The following is a 17,851-nucleotide window of genomic DNA, read 5'->3' as shown; positions in this document are numbered from 1 at the left end:
CGCGCCTCCTGAGGGGTAGGGGAGCGTACGCCGCTATGTACGAGATACCGAACGCAGTTGCTCAGCGGTCGCTGGGGTCGCTGAAGTAACCTGTGTCACAGCCCAGTTGGAGCTGTGGCGAGGCTCCGGCGGGGGTCCTACCGGGACAAAGCGTCCCGTACGGCCTCCTCCGTGCGGCCGATCACGGCGGTGCCGTCGTCGGCGGTGATGATCGGACGCTGGATCAGCCGCGGGTGCCCGGCGAGCGCCCTGATCCACCGCTCCCGCGAGGAGTCCTCCCGTGCCCAGTCCTTCATGCCGAGCTCCCCGGCCTCGGCCTCCTGGACACGGGTGATGTCCCACGGTTCGAGGCCCAGGCGCCCCAGTACGGCCCTGATCTCGTCCTCGCTCGGTACGTCCTCCAGGTAGCGGCGCACGGTGTAGCCGGCGCCCTCGGCGTCGAGCAGGTCGAGGGCGCCGCGGCACTTCGAGCAGGCCGGGTTGATCCAGATCTCCATGCGCCCACGGTACGCGACCGCAGCCGCCCGAAAGCCCTTGTGGCCAGGGGCTTTTGTCAGTGGCGGGCGCTAGAATAGAAGCAGTGTTCGAGGAAGCCGCCGGGGTCGGAACGTCCCTGGTGGGCGACCTGACCGCGACAGGAGGATGCCTGTGCCCGCTGCCGCACTGAAGCCGAAACCGACGCAGTCCACTGCCCAGCACCCCGTTCTGCTCGACCTGCCCTACGAGCCCGTGGAGAAGCGCCCGCTGCCGCCGGGCCGTCCGCGCGAGTGGTACGTCACGCACAACCGCCGCCTGAAGGCGATGCGGCTCGCGATCGCCCTGCTCGACTCGGGCGTCTACATGCCCAACCAGGCCCGCAACGAGACGATACGCAGCACGGCGGAGATGATCGGCGTCCATCCGCCGTCGGACACGACGTGCCACATGGTGCGGGCACTGATGCGGTACTCGCGTTGACGGGTGTGCCGGGTGCCGCCCGACGCCGCGGCACCCGGCGCCGCCCCTGCTTCCGGGGGTCCTGCCCCCGGAGGAGGGACGGCCGGGGGACGGCGGGGGCCGGGCTTGCCTACCCCGCCAACTCCCGCTCCACCGGCGTCCGGAACCGAGGCGTCACCCCCGTGGCACCCACCCACCCCCGCAACCGTTCCGCCTCCGCCGAGATCAGGGCCTCCGCCTCCCGCCCCACCCCGCCGGGGACCAGCACGCGCCACACGATCTCCCCGCCCCTGCGCTGGGCCCAGGCTCCGACCACCCGTCCGTCCCACCACACCGTCGGCCCCACGTTCCCACTGCGGTCGAACAGCATCGGCCGCAGCTCCGGGGCCAGGTACCAGTCCCGCTCCCGCCACCCCATCGCCGTCGGATCCAGCGCCGGCAGCAGCGCCGCCCACGGCTCGGCGGGCCCGGTCACGGGCTCGGTGTCACCGGCCACGACGTATCCCGTCCCCTCGTCCAGCGACACGGCACGCGCGCCGATCGTGGCCAGCGCGCGCCGCACGTCGGTCACCTTCCAGCCCGTCCACCACTTCAGGTCGTCCTCCGTGGCGGGCCCGCACACCGCGAGCCACCGGCCGAGCAGCGCCGCCTGCGCCTCGGCCACGCCCAGTTCCGGATGCGGCGGCGCCACCGCCCAGCGGAACTGGCTGGAGGTCCACGACCCGAGCGGCCGCCCCCGGACGACCTTGCCCTCCAGGCCCAGCACCCTCAGCAGCCGGGTCGAGACGGTGTGCACGCCCTCGTAGCTCTTCCCGGCCGCGTACACGAACCGCTCCCGCAACCGCGGTTCGTCCGAGGCGAGTTCGGCCGCGGTCGCCTGCCCGCGCCGCGCCAGCGCCGCCAGCGCCGACTCCTCGACCTCCTTCAGCCAGGCCGCGTCCGGTGCCCCGGCCTCCGCCATGGCCTTGAGCAGCGACGCCCGCTCGCGGGCGGCGACCGTGAGACCGGTCGAGGCGTGCACGACGGCGGCGAGAGCCGTCGGGAAGACGAACACGGTGTGCCGCATGCCGTGCATACGGACCAGGGAACGGTCCTCGTACAGCGCACGCTCCGTCTCCGCCACGGTCACCGCCGGGTCCGCGAGCCGTGCGCCGACGGCAAGGTGGACCGTCGCCGGGTCCGTGCCGTGCAGCGCGACCAGGGTCCCGGCGACCTCCTCGGGGCTGCCCGCCCGCGCCGCCCCGGCGAGCCGGTGGCGCCACGCCAGCCGGGCCCGCCGCTCCTCCGCCCCGATGTACCGCACGCCACCGTCCACACCGGCCTCCCCGTCGCTCACGTCAGTGTCGCTCACGCCCATCCTGCAGGAGGTCACTGACAACGGGCCCGGACGGCGTGGGGTACGGCGGCCTCGGGACAGCGCCCCCACGTCCGCGGCAGGCCCTAGTCTGGCCGTGTGCAGCCCCCCGAGTCCGCGTCCGACCGTTTCGAAGTCGTGGCCATCGCCTCCTCAGCCGGCGGCATCCACGGCCTCGCCACCGTGCTCGGCGCCCTGGACGCCGAACTCCCGGTGCCGGTCCTGGTCGTGCAGCATCTCGACCCCCGGCACCGCACGGTGATCGCGGAGGTCCTGGACCGCCGTACGGAGATGGCGGTGAAGCTCGCCGAGGACCATGAGCGGACCGTTCCCGGCACGGTCTACATCGCCCCGCCGGACCGGCACCTCCTGGTCCGTCCCGGCGGGCGGCTCGCCCTCACCGACAGCGAACTGATCCACTTCGTCCGGCCCTCCGCCGACCTGCTCTTCGAGTCGGTCGCCGGGGCCTACGGGGCGAGGGCCATCGCCTGTGTGCTCACCGGCACCGGGCGCGACGGCGCGATGGGGGTGGACGCCGTCAAATCACGCGGGGGCACCGTCATCGTGCAGGATCCGGCGACGGCGGAATTCAAGGGCATGCCGGATGCGGCCGTGGGTACGGGGAGGGTGGACTTCGTGCTACCTCTTGAGGAGATCGCCGCGGTGATCAGCGGACTGGTCGGGCTCGAGCGGCAGTAGCGGAGAAGTGGGCGACAGCAATGGTTGACGGACATCCGGACGTGGAGACGGACGAGGAGCTCGAGGAGCTGCTCCGGTTCCTCCGTGACGCCCGCGGTTTCGATTTCACCGGGTACAAGCGCTCCTCGCTGGGCCGCCGCATCCGCAAGCGGATGGCGGACGCCCAGGTCGGGTCCTACACGGACTACCGGGACCGCCTGGAGACCAACGCGGACGAGTTCGACGCGCTGTTCAACACCATCCTGATCAACGTCACCTCTATCTTCCGCGATCCCGACGCCTGGACCTTCCTGCAGCGCGAGGTGCTGCCCGAACTGCTCGCGCAGAGCGGGAGCGAGGACGAGATCCGGGTGTGGAGCGCGGGCTGCTCCAGCGGCGAGGAGGCCTACTCGCTGGCGATCATGTTCGCCGAGGCCCTCGGCCTGGAGGAGACCCTCGAACGCGTCAAGATCTACGGCACGGACGTCGACGACGAGGCACTGCGCGATGCCCGCAGCAGCCTGTACTCGGCCAAGGCGCTCGAGCCGCTCGCGCCGGAGCTGCGCGAGAAGTACTTCGAGCCGAACGGCGCCCGGTTCTGCTTCCGCTCCGACCTGCGCCGCAAGGTGATCTTCGGCCGCCACGACATCACGCGCGACGCGCCGATCTCCCGCCTCGATCTGCTGGTGTGCCGCAACACGCTGATGTACTTCAACGTCGAGGCGCAGACGCAGATCATGGACCGCTTCCACTTCGCGCTGCGCGACGGCGGCTACCTCTTCCTCGGCAAGGCGGAGATGCTGCTCAACGACGCCGAGCGGTTCGAAGTGGTGAGCATGCGGCAGCGCGTGTTCCGGCGCCGGCCCGGCGACGCCGCCACGCCGTACCAGCCCGCCCCGGTGAAGATCAGGGCGGGAGCGGGCGGCGAGCTGCACAGCGCGGCACGCCACCGCCAGCTGCGCGATCTCATCCTCGACGCCGCGCCGGGCGCGAGCCTGGCCGTCGACGCCGACGGCCTGGTCCTGCTGATCAACAACCACGCGCGCGTGGAGTTCGGCCTCACCACGAACGACATCGGCCGGCCCTTCCAGGACCTGGAGATCTCCTACCGCCCCGTCGAACTGCGCTCCCTGATCGAGCAGGCCGTCCACGAGCGGCGCACCCTGCGGGTCAACGGCGCCGAGCGCCGGGTCGCCGACGGCGTCCAGTTCTTCGACATCACCGTCCAGCCGCTCACCGGCCCCGACGGCCAGGTGACCGCCACCAGCATCACCTTCACCGACGTCACGGTCGCCACGCAGCTGAAGTCCGAGATCAAGCGGGTCCGCGAGGACCTCGAGACGGCGTACGAGGAGCTCCAGTCCACGAACGAGGAGCTGGAGACGACCAACGAGGAGCTCCAGTCGAGCATCGAGGAGCTGGAGACGACCAACGAGGAGCTCCAGTCGACCAACGAGGAGCTGGAGACCACCAACGAGGAGCTCCAGTCCGGCAACGAGGAACTGGAGACCATGAACGAGGAGATGCGGGTCCGCACCGAGGAGCTGGACGAGGCCCGTACCTTCCTGGAGGCAGTGCTGACCTCCATCGCCGCCGGAGTCGTCGTCCTCGACCAGAACATGAAGGTCAAGAGCTGGAACCGCGGCGCCGTCGACCTGTGGGGCCTGCGCGTCGACGAGGTCCTGGACCAGTCCTTCTACGGCCTCGACTTCGGCCTGCCCACCGAGAAACTGCGGGAGACGATCCAGCTCTGCGTCGACACCGGCGGACGGGGCGATCCCGTACCCGTGCCGGCCATCAACCGGCTGGGCCGCTCGATCATCTGCACGGTGCAGTGCAGTCCCTTCGACGGCCACAACGGCGGGGTCGTCCTGCTGATGGAGGAGGCCCGGGCGAACCGCTCCGAGTAGGACGAACGTGAGCGTACGATTCCGATATGGCCACCGAAGGCGCGGCTTCCGAGCTCATCGCCTCCGCAGAGCGGAAAGCCGCCATGGCACACGCGCGTTTCGGGTACGAGACCGATCGCGCGGAGCGGCATGAGCTCCTCGCCGACCAGGCCCGCACCCAGGCCCTCAGGGAGATGCATCTGCGGATCGCCAGGATGCACCGCTCGACGGCGGCCTGCCATCAGACCGCGGCGCGCCTCCAGGAGGACTACGTGACCCGGCTGACGGGCTGGACGCCTCGGCGCGGTGGCCCGATGCCGGTGTTCATGTCGGGTGTCGCGGCGGCATGCGGCACCGACAGCGCGGCGGTGGCCCTGATCGGAGCCTCCCACGACCAGCTGGCCCTGGCCGCCTCCGACGAACCGTCCCGGGCCGCACAGGAGCTGGAGTTCCTGCTCGGCGAGGGCCCGGCCCGGGACGCGACCAACGAGGCCCGTCCGGTGCTGGCCGACGGCTCCGACCTGTTCGACCGCTGGCCCGGCTACGGCCCGGCCGTCGCGGAACTGGGCATCAAGGCGGTGGCCGCCGTGCCGCTCGGTCTGTCCGGCACGTGCGTCGGCGCCCTCGCGGTCTTCGACCCGGCACAGGGCGTCGCGGACGCGGGCCCCTTCGGGGAGGTCGCCGAGGCGCTGACACGCTCCATGATCCTCGGGCCGGACGGCGATCCCGGACTGTATGGTGCCACCGACGTGCGTGCCGAGGTGCACCAGGCCGCGGGCATGGTCTCCGTGCACCTCGGGTGCCCGGTGACCGACGCCCTGCAACTGATCAAGGCCCACGCGTTTGCCGAGGGTTCCTCCGCCCACTCGGTCGCCGAGCGCGTCCTCAGCGGCGAACTGAGACTCGGCCGATGAGACACCCGGCAGCGAACGAGCAGGACACGCGGACACGACCGGCACCGGCCGGCCGACAGGTGAAGGGAAACCAGCCGATGAGCACGATGTCCCCGTCGCCGCAGGAGCTGGCACGGGCATTCGTCGACCTGGCCGCCAGTCCGGTCACCGAGGTCTCCGACCCGACCGGACTGCTCGCGGCCCTGGCGGCGCACGGAACCCAACTGCTCGGTGAGTGCGCGGCGGTCGTGCTGTACGCCCCCGACGAGCGCTCCCCCGCCGGGGTGACCGCCGTCGGCGAGGAGCTGGTGCGCTTCGCCGGCGAGGCCGCCGGCCGGGGCGAGGGGCCGGGGTCGGAGTCCCGCCGCAGCGGCCGCCCGGTCCCCGACACCGCGCTCGACGGCGAACGGGCCCGCCGCGACTGGCCGTGCTACGCGGCGCGCGCCGTTGAGCTGGGGTTCAACCGGGTCGCCGCACTGCCGCTGCACGTCGGCCCGGACACCCTGGGCGCCCTGGTGCTGCTGGGCCCCGGCACCGCACCGCTGCCCGCCGAGCTCCTCGCGCTGGGCCAGGCCCTCGCCGACGCGGTCGGCTGGGCCCTGGAGCGGGACCTCCGCCTGCGCGAGACCCGCGTCCTGGCCGGCCAGCTGGAGCACGCGCTGACCAGCCGCATCATCATCGAACAGGCCAAGGGCACCCTCGCCGCCCGGCACTCCATCTCGGTCGACGAGGCCTTCCGCATCCTGCGCTCCCACGCACGCTCGCACCGTCGCCGGCTGAACGAAGTCGCCTCCGAGGTGGTGGCGCGAACGCTGGACCTGCCGGTCGTCTAGGCCGGCAGACCGGACCGCACCGCGCCGGCCGGACCAGTTCGAGCTGCTTCTCGCGCACCTGCCCGGCGGTCGCGAGGTGTCCCTCCCGGCTCTGGGCCCGGAGAAAACCGGGTGCACGCCGCGTGACCGTCTCCCTACGCTGGACACGCGTTGCGGAGCTGCTCCTCGCTCTTCGTGCGGGACAGGCACCACCCCGCGGACTCGGGGCTACTCTCTACGCACCGGCGGCCGGACGCCCGTCCCCCAGCGCCCCGCCGGAGAGCACGAAGAGCACCTCGTCACCGCTCGTACACACCCACGCCCACGGAGGCCCTGATGGGCAGCGTCGTCATGGCCGGGACCGTCGTCCTGGTGTTCCTGGGATTCGGAAACCATGTCTGGTGGCTCGCCGCGGTCGCCGTCCTCTTCCTTTACCTGCAGTACGGACGCAGGGGCTCCACCGGCAGCGCCTCGCGGCCCACCGCGTCGGGAGGATCCTCGTCGGGGGCCGTGCCGGCCAGCTACGAGGCCTACCGCAAGCGCCGTGACCAGCAGGCGAAGTGGGAGCGCCGCTACCGCCGCGAGCGTCCCCTGGAGTCACGCCGGCAGGCCCGGGAGAAGCAGCGGTAGGCCTACAGGCCGGGAGCGCCCCACACGGGGAACCAGCGGCTGAGGTCCTCCTCCATCCGCAGGTCGCCGTCGAGCGCCGCCTTCACCTGGAGTTCCAGCGCGTTGTCGCGCCGCTGTCCCGCACCGGGCTGCGGCGCGAACGGGTAGAACGTGCCGCGCTTGTAGAGATAGACCAGCGCCAGCCGTCTGTCCCCCTCGGCCCGGAACCCCGCCACGGAGCACAGCAGCTGCGGCCCGAAGCCGTTCACCTCCATCGCGCTGTTCACCGCGTGCAGGTCGTTGACCAGCGCGGACAGCTGGTCGGGGGAGCGGCGGGAGACCAGCCAGGAGTAGCCGTACTCGTCCTGGCTGAGCTCCACCGGGGGGCCCTCCCGGTCCGCGTCCGCGTCCAGCAGGGCCTGGACCTCCCGGTGCGTCTGCTCGAAGGCCGAGCCCTCGACCGTGGCGAAGCACACCGCGCCCGTGCCGGTCGGCGTGAAACCGGCCGCGGCCTCGAGGGTCACGGCCGCCGACGGAAGCGCGAAAAGGCGGTCCAGGTCGGGCAGGACCGGTTTCGTACGGCCGAGCAGGATGTCCAGCAGGCCCATGCATCACGCCTTTCCGGGGGTCTGAGCCTCGCCCAGCTCGGCGGAGATCCGCCCCAGTTGGTCGAGCCGCTGCTCCAGGCTGGGGTGGGTGGAGAAGAACCGCTCGAATCCGGGCTCCTTGCCGGTGGCGGGCGTGAAGTAGAAGGCGTTGAAGGCCTGCGCGGTCCGCAGGTCCTTGGTGGGGATCCGCGCGATGTCGCCGGAGACCTTGGTGAGCGCGGAGGCCAGCACCGAGGGCCGCCCGGTGAGCAGCGCCGCCGCCCGGTCCGCGGCCAGCTCCCGGTACCGGGACAGGGCCCTGATCAGCAGGAAGCTGATCGCGTAGACGGCCGCCGAGACACCCATCACGGCGGCGAAGACCGCCGCGGTGTTCTGGTCCCGGCGTCCGCCGCCGAAGAGCTGGGAGTAGAAGGCGAACCGCACGATCAGCCCGGCGATCACGCCGAGGAAGGACGCGATCGTGATCACGGCGACGTCCTTGTGCGCGACGTGCGAGAGCTCGTGGGCGAGCACGCCCTCCAGCTCGGCGGGCTCCAGCCGCCGCAGCAGCCCCGTGGTCACGCAGACGACGGCGTGGTCGGGATTGCGTCCGGTCGCGAACGCGTTGGGCATGTCCATGCTGGACACGGCCACCACCGGCTTGGGCATGTCGGCGATCGCGCACAGCCGGTCGACGACCGCGTGCAGCTCGGGATACTCCTCGCGCTCCACGACCCGCCCGCGCATGGCGAACATCGCGATCCGGTCGGAGAACCAGAACTGCGCGACGAACATCGCGGCCACCAGCACCACGATGAGCAGCCAGGACTTGAGCAAAACGATCAACGCGGCGACAAAGGCCACGTACAGCAATCCGAGCAGGAACATCGTGACCGTCATCCGCACGGTCAGCCGCCGGTCGCTCCGGAAGCGGCTCTGCATCTGCATCACCCCGCAGTCAGGCACTCGTCCCACTGCAAGTGTGCACCCGGCGACTCCCATGAAGTGGTCCCGAACGGCCCTAGGAGCTGCAAAAGGCACAGCCGACCGGCCCTGTGTGACGCGAAAGACAGAGGAAGGGCGCGCACGGCAGAGGAAGAGCGGACGAGGCGGTTCCGGAACGACCTAGAACGGCGGACGGAACCGCGCGTAGCCCAGCAGCAGGATGAGCGCGGCGACGGCACCCAGTACGACGGCGGCCGACACCCAGGCCGAGCGGCGCGGCGCCACCGGGTCGGGGTCGGCGCGGAAGGGCTGCGGCTCGGGCGGGTTCTGCCGCCATCGCGCGGCCAGCATCCGGGCCCGCGCCGAGGGCTCCTTGTGCTCGGCGTCGTCCGCCCACCTCAGGTCGAACTCGCGCTCCTCGTCGTCGTGTCCGTGCTGCTGCGGCATCCCGTCCACCCCCGTGTCGTCCTCCCGGAGAATAGAACATACGCCCGTGCCCCCGCCGTCGGTACAGCCGACGGCGGGGGCACGGGCGTATGTTTCGGCCAGGCGCCGGTCACCCGGCGCCAGGCGCGGATCACACGTCGAAGTAGAGCTCGAACTCGTGCGGGTGCGGACGCAGCTGCAGCGGGGCGATCTCGTTCGTGCGCTTGAAGTCGATCCAGGTCTCGATCAGGTCGGACGTGAAGACGTCGCCCGCGAGCAGGAACTCGTGGTCGCGCTCGAGGGAGTCCAGCACGGCCGGGAGCGAGGTCGGGACCTGCGCGACGTTCGCGTGCTCCTCCGGAGCCAGCTCGTAGAGGTCCTTGTCGATCGGCTCGGCCGGCTCGATCTTGTTCTTGATGCCGTCGAGGCCGGCGAGCAGGAGCGCCGAGAAGGCCAGATAGGGGTTGCCGGAGGAGTCGGGCGCACGGAACTCCACGCGCTTGGCCTTCGGGTTCGAGCCGGTGATCGGGATACGCATCGCCGCGGAGCGGTTGCGCTGCGAGTACACCAGGTTGATCGGGGCCTCGAAGCCCGGGACCAGGCGGTGGTAGGAGTTCACCGTCGGGTTGGTGAAGGCCAGCAGCGACGGGGCGTGCCGGAGGATGCCGCCGATGTAGTAGCGGGCGGTGTCCGACAGGCCCGCGTAGCCGGCCTCGTCGTAGAACAGCGGGTCGCCGCCCGCCCACAGGGACTGGTGGACGTGCATGCCCGAGCCGTTGTCGCCGAAGATCGGCTTCGGCATGAAGGTCGCGGTCTTGCCGTTGCGCCAGGCCACGTTCTTCACGATGTACTTGAAGAGCTGCAGGTCGTCGGCGGCCGCGAGCAGCGTGTTGAACTTGTAGTTGATCTCCGCCTGGCCGGCGGTGCCCACCTCGTGGTGCTGGCGCTCGACCTTCAGGCCCTGCTTGTCCAGCTCCAGGGAGATCTCGGCGCGCAGGTCGGCGAAGTGGTCGACCGGCGGGACCGGGAAGTAGCCGCCCTTGTAGCGGACCTTGTAACCGCGGTTGTCCTCGAGGGCGCCGGTGTTCCAGGCGCCGGCCTCGGAGTCGATGTGGTAGAAGGACTCGTTCGACGTGGTGGCGAAACGCACGCTGTCGAACACGTAGAACTCGGCCTCGGGACCGAAGTACGCGGTGTCCGCGATACCGGTCGACGCGAGGTAGGCCTCGGCCTTCTTCGCCACGTTGCGCGGGTCACGGGAGTACTGCTCGCCGGTGATCGGGTCGTGGATGAAGAAGTTGACGTTGAGGGTCTTGTCGCGGCGGAAGGGGTCGACCCGGGCGGTCGACAGGTCCGCGCGCAGCGCCATGTCGGACTCGTGGATGGCCTGGAAGCCACGGATCGACGAACCGTCGAACGCGAGCTCCTCGTCCGGGTCGAACGCCTCGACGGGCACCGTGAAGTGCTGCATGACGCCCGGCAGGTCGCAGAAACGGACGTCGACGAACTTGACGTCCTCGTCCGCGATGAACTTCTTGGCCTCGTCGGCGTTCTGGAACATCCAGCTCCTCCTACTCCCGACCGTCCCGCCGGGGTGGTAGTTCGTTCGTGCGGCCAATGCGGTGGCACACCTGGACCCGAGCCTAGGGATGCGTGATTTCTCGGGCGTGACCCATTTGTTTCGCACAAGTTAACCGGGATCGCGTCCGGCATACCCCACCTGTCCGGATCGCGAAACGGCCGCAGTACCGTGGAGCCGTGGACAACAGGGATGCAATCGGTTCGTGGCTCTCGGGCCCCCGCGCGGCCGCCGAGGAAGCCGGAGTCGAGTTCGGATACCGGGGCCGCCAGCTCGGCCTGCCGGAGGAGGGGCCGGGCTCGATCGCCCGCCCGGGCCGCCGGTTCGCCGCCCTGGCCGTCGACTGGGGCCTGTGCCTGCTGATCGCATACGGTCTCATCACGCACGGCTATGACCAGGCGACGGGCAACTGGGCCCTGCTGGTCTTCTTCCTGCTCCACGTCCTGACGGTCGGCACCGTCGGCTTCACCCCCGGCAAGCGTCTCCTCGGCCTCCGCGTCGTCGCCCTGGACACGGGCCGCCCCAGCCCCCTGCGGACCGTCCTGCGCACGGCCCTGCTGTGCCTCGCCCTCCCGGCCCTCGTCTGGGACCGCGACGGCAGGGGCCTGCACGACCGGCTGGCACGCACGGTCGAGGTCCGCATGTAGGGCTCCCCGGCCCGCCCGCGACAAGCAGCCCTCCTGCGGCGAAGGGGGCCGCCCGGAGTGATCCGGGCGGCCCCCTTCGCCGCAGGACGAGGTTCAGCGGGCCTTCGGCCCGCCCTTCGGCAGCTTCATGCCCTTCGGCATCGGCCCCTTCGGCAGCGGCATGTTGCTCATCAGGTCGCCCAGGGCGCGCAGCCGGTCGTTGGTGGCGGTCACCTGCGGTCCGGTGAGCACCCGCGGCAGCTTCAGCATGGTGGTCCGCAGCTTCTTCAGCTCCACCTGGCCCTCGCCGTCGCCGACGATGATGTCGTGCACCGGGACGTCCACGACGATGCGGTTCATCTTCTTCTTCTCGGCGGCCAGCAGGCTCTTCACCCGGTTCGGGTTGCCCTCGGCGACCAGGACGATGCCGGCCTTGCCGACGGCCCGGTGCACCACGTCCTGGCTGCGGTTCATGGCGACCGCGGGCGTCGTCGTCCAGCCCCGGCCGACGTTGTCCAGCACCGCGGCGGCCGCGCCCGGCTGGCCCTCCATCTGCCCGAAGGCGGCCCGCTCGGCCCGGCGCCCGAAGATGATCGCCGTCGCGAGGAAGGCGAGCAGCAGGCCCAGGATGCCGAGATAGATGGGGTGACCGATCAAGAAACCGATCGCGAGGAAGACACCGAAGGTGACGATGCCGATCGCCGCGAGTACAAGACCGATCTTCTTGTCGGCCTTGCGCGTCATCTTGTAGGTCAGAGCGATCTGCTTCAGTCGCCCGGGGTTCGCAGCGTCCGCTGCAGGTTCCTTCCTCGCCATGCCACGAAGTCTACGTGGCCCGGGGAGCGCCGTACGACGGCAGTGTCCGCAGGGCGGGAATCAGGGGCGGCGGAGCACGTTCTGGTCCAGGACCCGCTGGGCCTCGACGCGGTCCTTGGCGCGGCGGCGGTCCTCCAGCACGGAGGTCCAGGCGTTGCGGCGGGCGGTGCGCTGGCCCCCGCTCATGAGCAGCGACTCGACCGCACGCAGTGCGGTGGTGAACGACGGGATTGCGGTGGCGCGAACCGGCGCGGCCTGCATGGTTGAGGTCCCCCCTCGGATACGGGCTACGGGTTGGAGTGCGGGTGCACATGGCGTGAGCCCACTGTCACTGTTTGGTGTTACCAGGGCGTGACCGACCGGTCAAACACGCATGAAGCCCTGATGCGCGGGTCCCGAACGCCGGCGCGGTCCCGGCGTACGCCCTCATCAGGGCGTACTCCCGGGACCGCGTCATCTCGGTCACTACTCATGAGTAGCCGCTTGTGCGCGAATTCACACGATTGCCCCGCACCGGACTGGGCAAGGCGGGTGACGGTGTGTCAGGAGTCAGCCGGCCTGCGAGGCGGCGTAGGCGCCGTCCGGCCGCGGAGCGGCTGAGTGGCGCTGCTCGACGGCCATCCGGTACAGCCGGCCCGCGCGGTAGGAGGAGCGCACCAGCGGTCCGGACATCACGCCGGAGAAGCCGATCTGCTCGGCCTCCTCCTTCAGCTCCACGAACTCGTGCGGCTTGACCCAGCGCTCCACGGGGTGGTGGCGCACCGACGGGCGCAGGTACTGCGTGATGGTGACCAGCTCGCAGCCGGCCTCGTGCAGCTGCCGCAGCGCGTCGCTGACCTCCTCGCGGGTCTCGCCCATGCCCAGGATGAGGTTCGACTTGGTGACCAGGCCGACGTCGCGGGCCTCGGTGATGACCTTCAGCGAGCGCTCGTAGCGGAAGCCGGGACGGATGCGCTTGAAGATCCGGGGCACCGTCTCGACGTTGTGCGCGAAGACCTCGGGGCGGGAGGAGAAGACCTCGGCCAGCTGCTCGGGGACCGCGTTGAAGTCGGGAGCGAGGAGCTCGACCTTGGTGTGCCCGCCCTCGCGGCCGGCCGTCTGCGCGTGGATCTGGCGCACGGTCTCGGCGTACAGCCAGGCGCCGCCGTCCTCGAGGTCGTCGCGGGCGACGCCGGTGATGGTGGCGTAGTTCAGGTCCATGGTGACCACGGACTCACCCACCCGGCGCGGCTCGTCACGGTCGAGCGCCTCGGGCCTGCCGGTGTCGATCTGGCAGAAGTCGCAGCGCCGGGTGCACTGGTCGCCGCCGATGAGGAAGGTGGCCTCGCGGTCCTCCCAGCACTCGTAGATGTTGGGGCAGCCGGCTTCCTGGCAGACGGTGTGCAGCCCCTCGCTCTTCACGAGGTTCTGCATCTTCGTGTACTCGGGACCCATTTTCGCCCGGGTCTTGATCCACTCGGGCTTGCGCTCGATGGGGGTCTGGCTGTTGCGGACCTCCAGGCGCAGCATCTTGCGTCCGTCGGGGGTGACTGCGGACACAGCGGCTCCCTGTAGCTTCGATTCCTCGGCGTACACCAGGGTACGCCCGTGATGTGTACGGCCCTCCGTGTGGGCCAACCTGGGGCAGCCGGGGTTGATTCCCGTCTACGCGGAGGCCTTCTCGATGACGCGCGGCTTCAGTTCCGCGTGCTCCAGCACGTCCTTCAGGTGCCGCTCGACGACCGGCAGCACCTCGCCGACGGTCACGTCGCGGCCGAGTTCGCCGGCCAGCGAGGCGACGCCGGCGTCGCGGATGCCGCACGGGATGATCCTGTCGAACCACTTGTTGTCCGGGTTCACGTTCAGCGCGAAGCCGTGCATCGTCACGCCCTTGGCCACGCGGATGCCGATGGCTGCGATCTTGCGGTCCTCGCGGCGCTGGCCGGCGTTGGAGGGGGCGTACTCGGGGCCGTTGAGCCGCGGGTCGAACTCCTCGTCGGTGAGCCGGGGGTCGAAGTCGAGGGAGAGCCCGCCGGGCGACGGGCGCCGCTCGACCGGGTCGCCCAGCACCCACACCCCGCTGCGGCCCTCGACGCGCGTGGTCTCGAGGCCGAACTCCGCGCAGGTGCGGATCAGCGCGTCCTCCAGGCGCCGTACGTGCGCGACGACGTCCACCGGACGCGGGAGCTTCTGGATGGGGTAGCCCACCAGCTGGCCCGGGCCGTGCCAGGTGATCTTGCCGCCGCGGTCCACGTCGACGACCGGGGTGCCGTCCAGGGGCCGCTCGCTGTCCGCCGTGCGCCGGCCGGCCGTGTAGACCGGCGGGTGTTCCAGGAGCAGCACGGTGTCGGGGATCTCGTCGGCGAAGCGCGCGGCGTGCACACGGCGTTGCTCGTCCCACGCCGCCTGGTAGTCGACCGCCTCGGCACCGAATCCCATGCGGACGAACCGCAGCTCACTCACGGCAAGCGCCTCCCTAGAAGGTCGTAAGGCACGAAAGGTGCCTACGCCACTGTACGACCGTCCGCTTCGCGTCAGCCCCGCGGGCAATTCTCACACGATCGGATGAACGAGCGGCGGAATGTGCGATCGGCTGCTCACTCTCCGCTACATTCGCGCCGTTCACAGAGGTCCATAAGGGCTGCTCACAGGCAATCCGGGCACAACAGGGCCGACGGCGGTCCCAGAAGGCCCGAAAGGCAGGAGACCGCACCGCAGATGACGGAACGACCCGCGCAGCGCACTCCCAACCGCCAGCTCGCCGCGCTCATCGCAGAAGCCGGGTTCTCCAACGCGGGTCTCGCCCGTCGGGTCGACCAGCTCGGTCTCGAACACGGGCTTGACCTGCGTTACGACAAGACGTCGGTCACCCGCTGGCTCCGCGGCCAGCAGCCCCGCGGCACCACGCCCGCCCTGATCGCCGAGGTCTTCACCCGGCGGCTCGGCCGCAGACTCACCGCCCAGGACCTCGGGCTCGACGCCTGCGCCCCCGTCTACGCGGGGCTGGAGTTCGCCGCCTGCCCCGAGGAGGCCGTCGACATCGTCGGCGGCCTGTGGCGCAAGGACTCCGGCTCGCACGCCGAACTCCGCAAGATCGCGTTCACCCCGGCCGGGCTGGTCGTGCCCAGCCGCGACTGGCTGATCGGCCGCCCCGACGACCGGGTGGCCCGCGGCGAGCAGCCGGCCCGGGTCCCCGCCCAGGGCCGCCCGGTGGTGCCCCGCCAGCGCGGCCAGGCCGAGCGCGGCCCCGGCCAGAAGGTCACCGGCGGCGACATCTCGGCCCTCCGCTCGGTCGCCGAGCTCTTCCGCGCCCTGGACGACATGTACGGCGGCGGCCACGCCCGCCAGGCCCTGGTGCGCTACCTGGAGCACGAGTGCGAGCCGATGCTGCGCGGCACCTACGGCGAGCAGACCGGACGCCGGCTGTTCGCCGCGACCGCCGACCTGACCCGGCTGGCCGGCTGGACGTCGTACGACATCGCGGCGCACGGGCTCGCCCAGCGCTACTTCGTGCAGGCGCTGCGCCTCGCGCAGGCGGCCGGGGACCGGGCCTACGGCTCCTACGTGCTGGTCACCATGAGCCGCCAGGCCGTCTACCTCGGCCACGGCCGGGAGGCGGTGCAGCTCGCGCGGGTCGCCCAGCAGGGCCTCGCGACCAACGCCCCGCCCGTCGTGCAGGCCCTGCTGCACGCGGCCGAGGCGCGCGGGCACGGGGTGCTGGGGGAGGTGCGCAGCTGCACCGCCTCGCTGGTGCGCGCCGAGCGGGCGCTCGAAGCCGCCCGGCCCGGCGACGAGGTGCCGTTCTGGGCCCGGTTCTTCGACGAGGCCCAGCTCGCCGACGAGTTCGGCCACTGCCACCGGGACCTGCAGCAGTTCCGGGCGGCGGCGCAGCACGCGGAGCGGTCGCTGCAGCTGCGCGCGCCGGCGTTCGCCCGCAGCCGGCTCTTCTGCCGTGTCGTCCTCGCCTCGGCGCGGCTCGGCCTGGGGGAGCTCGACCAGGCCTGTTCGCTCGGCGCGGAGGCGGCGGCCGCGGCCGCGGAGATGCGGTCGGTGCGGGCCGTCGAGTACGTGCGGGACTTCGAGCGGCGGCTGGAGCCGTACAAGGACGCGGGACCCGTGCGCGGGTACCGCGACCGGATCGCGGCACTCGGGTAGCCGGTCGCCGCGGGTGCCGGCGCGGTGGGCCGTGCGCGGCTCCCGTCGTGACGTGACTGGTCGCGCGGTTCCCCGCGCCCCTGGAAGACCTTCAGGCCGCCCGTGCCGACGGCAGCGGGGCCGCCCGGTGCATGGAGCCCGCCGCTCCCAGGTCGGTGAGGATCGCCGCGGCGGCGCGGTGGGCCGAGTGCAGGGCGCCCTGGACCGTGCTGGTGTCGCGGTGGTCGCCGCAGACGTAGAGGCCGGCCAGCAGGCGGACCGGGCGGCGCAGGTCGTGGGGCGGGCGCATCGCGGGGACCGCCTCGGGGGTGTGGTGGACGGCGAGGGTCTCCCAGCGGGCGGTCGAGGTGCCGTAGAGGCGCGAGAGGTGCATGCGTACGGCGGTGTCGAGGCCGGGCGGGGGCGGGCCGAGAACCGTGGAGGAGATGAGCGTGCGGCCCGCGGGCGCGCGGCTGGGGTCGACCGCGCTCACCACCGCGGTGTGCGCGACCGGGCCGCCGCGGTCCGCGTCGAGCAGCAGGGCCGCGCCGGTCCGCGGCGGCTCCTCGGCCGTGTGGTGCACCACCGTCAGCGGGTGGAAGCCGGGTACGCGCAGCCCCGGCAGCAGCTCGGCTGCGGCGCGCGCGTCCGTCGCCAGCAGGACGGCGCGGCAGCGGATCACGCCGTGCTCGGCGGTGGTCACCGCGCTGGTGGAGACGGAGGTGACGCGGACGCCGGTGTGCACGGTGCCCGGCGGCAGCGCCCGCGCCAGCAGCTCCGGCAGCATCTCGGCGCCGCCCTCGGGCAGGCACAGCCGCCCGCGGGCGAAGGCGCGCAGCGCCAGGTCGGCGCACCGGCTGGAGGTGGTCAGTTCCGGGTCGCACAGCAGCGCGGCGAGCAGCGGGCGCAGGAAGCCGTCGACGGTGCGCGCGGGCAGTCCCCGGGCCGCGAGGGCCTGGGCCGCGGGCAGTTCCGGACGGGTCAGCAGCCGCTCGGCGGGCGTCGCCGCGAGCCGGGCGAGCGCGGCGTTGAGCCGGGCCTGGTCGACGGCGCCGCCGAGCGGGGCACCGGCCCGGGGCGCGCCCATGGCGGGGGCGCTCGCCAGGGCGCGCACCGCATGGAGTGCGCCCCGTGCGCCCCCCACGGCCGCCGGAGCGACCGCGCGGCAGTGGCGTCCGTCGCTGTGCAGGAGCACGCCCGGCGCGAACCGGCGCAGGACCAGCGCGTCGAGCCCGGGCGCCGTCCGCAGCTCCGGGTACGCCGTGGACAGCAGCTGCCCGATCCGGTCGAGCCGGAATCCGTCGACCTTCTCCGTCGACATGCGGCCCCCGGCCCAGGGGGCGGCCTCCAGGACCGCGGTCGACACTCCTGCGCTGGTCAGCCGGTGTGCCGCCGAGAGTCCGGCCACCCCGGCTCCCACGATCACGACGTCTGCCTGGTACGCGGGCTCAAGCACGTGCCCCTCCTCGAGGTTGCGCGGCCGGTGGAGACGTCATGCCCCCAACAGGCTCCGGGGATACCCGAGTTCGGGTCGAGGTTAGGGCGGTGACCGGTCGAGGACAGTCGCGCATCGGCAGGGCACGGTCGC

General features: G+C 71.8%; 19 protein-coding genes. 8 read left to right on the top strand and 11 right to left on the bottom strand.

The window, feature by feature from the left end; all coding sequences use genetic code 11:
- Positions 1–137: 137 nt before the first annotated feature.
- Positions 138–497 (bottom strand): arsenate reductase family protein, encoded by a 360-nt coding sequence (locus tag ACJ9NR_RS11645; protein ID WP_412487458.1) that lies wholly within the window; start codon positions 495–497, stop codon positions 138–140.
- 151 nt (positions 498–648) lie between these two features.
- Here ACJ9NR_RS11645 and ACJ9NR_RS11640 point away from each other — a divergent pair, with 151 nt between their 5' ends.
- Complete coding sequence (locus ACJ9NR_RS11640) at positions 649–957, top strand: hypothetical protein (RefSeq protein WP_412487457.1); 309 nt, start codon at positions 649–651, stop codon at positions 955–957.
- A 109-nt stretch (positions 958–1,066) separates the two neighbouring features.
- Here ACJ9NR_RS11640 and ACJ9NR_RS11635 read toward each other — a convergent pair whose 3' ends face one another.
- Positions 1,067–2,287 (bottom strand): winged helix DNA-binding domain-containing protein, encoded by a 1,221-nt coding sequence (locus ACJ9NR_RS11635; protein WP_412487456.1) that lies wholly within the window; start codon positions 2,285–2,287, stop codon positions 1,067–1,069.
- Between the two features lie 102 nt (positions 2,288–2,389).
- Between ACJ9NR_RS11635 and ACJ9NR_RS11630 the strand changes: the two genes are divergently transcribed.
- The 5 genes from ACJ9NR_RS11630 to ACJ9NR_RS11610 all read left to right on the top strand — a co-directional run bounded on the left by ACJ9NR_RS11630 (position 2,390) and on the right by ACJ9NR_RS11610 (position 7,192).
- Positions 2,390–2,989, top strand: a complete 600-nt coding sequence (locus ACJ9NR_RS11630) for a chemotaxis protein CheB (protein ID WP_412487455.1) — start codon at positions 2,390–2,392, stop codon at positions 2,987–2,989.
- Positions 2,990–3,009: 20 nt separating this feature from the next.
- Positions 3,010–4,878 (top strand): CheR family methyltransferase, encoded by a 1,869-nt coding sequence (locus tag ACJ9NR_RS11625; protein ID WP_412487454.1) that lies wholly within the window; start codon positions 3,010–3,012, stop codon positions 4,876–4,878.
- Between the two features lie 26 nt (positions 4,879–4,904).
- Positions 4,905–5,771 carry a GAF and ANTAR domain-containing protein gene (locus ACJ9NR_RS11620; protein WP_412487453.1) on the top strand — a complete coding sequence of 289 codons (867 nt, stop codon included), beginning with the start codon at positions 4,905–4,907 and terminating at the stop codon, positions 5,769–5,771.
- Between the two features lie 77 nt (positions 5,772–5,848).
- Positions 5,849–6,583 (top strand): ANTAR domain-containing protein, encoded by a 735-nt coding sequence (locus ACJ9NR_RS11615; RefSeq protein ID WP_412487452.1) that lies wholly within the window; start codon positions 5,849–5,851, stop codon positions 6,581–6,583.
- 315 nt (positions 6,584–6,898) lie between these two features.
- Complete coding sequence (locus tag ACJ9NR_RS11610; protein ID WP_412487451.1) at positions 6,899–7,192, top strand: hypothetical protein; 294 nt, start codon at positions 6,899–6,901, stop codon at positions 7,190–7,192.
- A 2-nt stretch (positions 7,193–7,194) separates the two neighbouring features.
- On the opposite strand, the gene pspAB is transcribed toward ACJ9NR_RS11610, so the two are convergent.
- The 4 genes from pspAB to glnA all read right to left on the bottom strand — a co-directional run bounded on the left by pspAB (position 7,195) and on the right by glnA (position 10,690).
- A complete protein-coding gene (gene pspAB, locus ACJ9NR_RS11605; protein WP_412487450.1) occupies positions 7,195–7,779 on the bottom strand; it encodes a PspA-associated protein PspAB in 585 nt (194 codons plus the stop codon).
- Between the two features lie 3 nt (positions 7,780–7,782).
- A complete protein-coding gene (gene htpX / locus ACJ9NR_RS11600) occupies positions 7,783–8,700 on the bottom strand; it encodes a zinc metalloprotease HtpX (RefSeq protein ID WP_412487449.1) in 918 nt (305 codons plus the stop codon).
- A 183-nt stretch (positions 8,701–8,883) separates the two neighbouring features.
- A complete protein-coding gene (locus ACJ9NR_RS11595; RefSeq protein ID WP_412487448.1) occupies positions 8,884–9,150 on the bottom strand; it encodes an SCO2583/SCO2584 N-terminal domain-containing protein in 267 nt (88 codons plus the stop codon).
- 130 nt (positions 9,151–9,280) lie between these two features.
- Positions 9,281–10,690: a type I glutamate--ammonia ligase gene (gene glnA / locus ACJ9NR_RS11590; protein ID WP_412487447.1), complete on the bottom strand. Its 1,410-nt coding sequence runs from the start codon at positions 10,688–10,690 to the stop codon at positions 9,281–9,283.
- Between the two features lie 197 nt (positions 10,691–10,887).
- Between glnA and ACJ9NR_RS11585 the strand changes: the two genes are divergently transcribed.
- The gene (locus tag ACJ9NR_RS11585; RefSeq protein WP_412487446.1) at positions 10,888–11,355 is read left to right on the top strand and encodes an RDD family protein; all 468 of its coding nucleotides are present in this window, start codon (positions 10,888–10,890) and stop codon (positions 11,353–11,355) included.
- A gap of 93 nt (positions 11,356–11,448) precedes the next feature.
- Here ACJ9NR_RS11585 and ACJ9NR_RS11580 read toward each other — a convergent pair whose 3' ends face one another.
- The 4 genes from ACJ9NR_RS11580 to lipB all read right to left on the bottom strand — a co-directional run bounded on the left by ACJ9NR_RS11580 (position 11,449) and on the right by lipB (position 14,592).
- The gene (locus tag ACJ9NR_RS11580; RefSeq protein ID WP_412487445.1) at positions 11,449–12,150 is read right to left on the bottom strand and encodes a DUF4191 domain-containing protein; all 702 of its coding nucleotides are present in this window, start codon (positions 12,148–12,150) and stop codon (positions 11,449–11,451) included.
- A 60-nt stretch (positions 12,151–12,210) separates the two neighbouring features.
- Positions 12,211–12,411, bottom strand: a complete 201-nt coding sequence (locus ACJ9NR_RS11575) for an SCO2195 family GlnR-regulated protein (protein ID WP_412487444.1) — start codon at positions 12,409–12,411, stop codon at positions 12,211–12,213.
- Between the two features lie 288 nt (positions 12,412–12,699).
- Positions 12,700–13,689 carry a lipoyl synthase gene (gene lipA, locus ACJ9NR_RS11570; protein WP_412487443.1) on the bottom strand — a complete coding sequence of 330 codons (990 nt, stop codon included), beginning with the start codon at positions 13,687–13,689 and terminating at the stop codon, positions 12,700–12,702.
- Between the two features lie 105 nt (positions 13,690–13,794).
- On the bottom strand, positions 13,795–14,592 hold the full coding sequence (lipB, locus tag ACJ9NR_RS11565; protein ID WP_412487442.1) for a lipoyl(octanoyl) transferase LipB: 798 nt from the start codon (positions 14,590–14,592) through the stop codon (positions 13,795–13,797).
- 255 nt (positions 14,593–14,847) lie between these two features.
- Between lipB and ACJ9NR_RS11560 the strand changes: the two genes are divergently transcribed.
- A complete protein-coding gene (locus tag ACJ9NR_RS11560) occupies positions 14,848–16,284 on the top strand; it encodes an NsdA family TPR-like regulatory protein (protein WP_412487441.1) in 1,437 nt (478 codons plus the stop codon).
- A 91-nt stretch (positions 16,285–16,375) separates the two neighbouring features.
- Here the strand turns inward: ACJ9NR_RS11560 and ACJ9NR_RS11555 are convergent, their stop codons facing one another.
- Complete coding sequence (locus ACJ9NR_RS11555) at positions 16,376–17,719, bottom strand: NAD(P)/FAD-dependent oxidoreductase (protein WP_412487440.1); 1,344 nt, start codon at positions 17,717–17,719, stop codon at positions 16,376–16,378.
- Positions 17,720–17,851 lie beyond the last annotated feature (132 nt).

Origin of the sequence: Streptomyces sediminimaris (assembly GCF_047049295.1) — a bacterium.
Taxonomy (GTDB): Bacteria; Actinomycetota; Actinomycetes; order Streptomycetales; family Streptomycetaceae; genus Streptomyces; species Streptomyces sediminimaris.
This window is presented reverse-complemented; position numbering and strand designations above follow the sequence as displayed.

Bases quoted from the DNA above. Each gene is read 5' to 3' on its own strand.
- ACJ9NR_RS11560 (WP_412487441.1), top strand. From the start codon at position 14,848: ATGACGGAACGACCCGCGCAGCGCACTCCCAACCGCCAGCTCGCCGCG.
- ACJ9NR_RS11575 (WP_412487444.1), bottom strand. From the start codon at position 12,411: ATGCAGGCCGCGCCGGTTCGCGCCACCGCAATCCCGTCGTTCACCACC.
- ACJ9NR_RS11645 (WP_412487458.1), bottom strand. From the start codon at position 497: ATGGAGATCTGGATCAACCCGGCCTGCTCGAAGTGCCGCGGCGCCCTC.
- ACJ9NR_RS11615 (WP_412487452.1), top strand. From the start codon at position 5,849: ATGAGCACGATGTCCCCGTCGCCGCAGGAGCTGGCACGGGCATTCGTC.
- ACJ9NR_RS11625 (WP_412487454.1), top strand. From the start codon at position 3,010: ATGGTTGACGGACATCCGGACGTGGAGACGGACGAGGAGCTCGAGGAG.
- ACJ9NR_RS11580 (WP_412487445.1), bottom strand. From the start codon at position 12,150: ATGGCGAGGAAGGAACCTGCAGCGGACGCTGCGAACCCCGGGCGACTG.
- ACJ9NR_RS11610 (WP_412487451.1), top strand. From the start codon at position 6,899: ATGGGCAGCGTCGTCATGGCCGGGACCGTCGTCCTGGTGTTCCTGGGA.
- ACJ9NR_RS11620 (WP_412487453.1), top strand. From the start codon at position 4,905: ATGGCCACCGAAGGCGCGGCTTCCGAGCTCATCGCCTCCGCAGAGCGG.
- glnA (WP_412487447.1), bottom strand. From the start codon at position 10,690: ATGTTCCAGAACGCCGACGAGGCCAAGAAGTTCATCGCGGACGAGGAC.
- htpX (WP_412487449.1), bottom strand. From the start codon at position 8,700: ATGCAGAGCCGCTTCCGGAGCGACCGGCGGCTGACCGTGCGGATGACG.
- pspAB (WP_412487450.1), bottom strand. From the start codon at position 7,779: ATGGGCCTGCTGGACATCCTGCTCGGCCGTACGAAACCGGTCCTGCCC.
- ACJ9NR_RS11595 (WP_412487448.1), bottom strand. From the start codon at position 9,150: ATGCCGCAGCAGCACGGACACGACGACGAGGAGCGCGAGTTCGACCTG.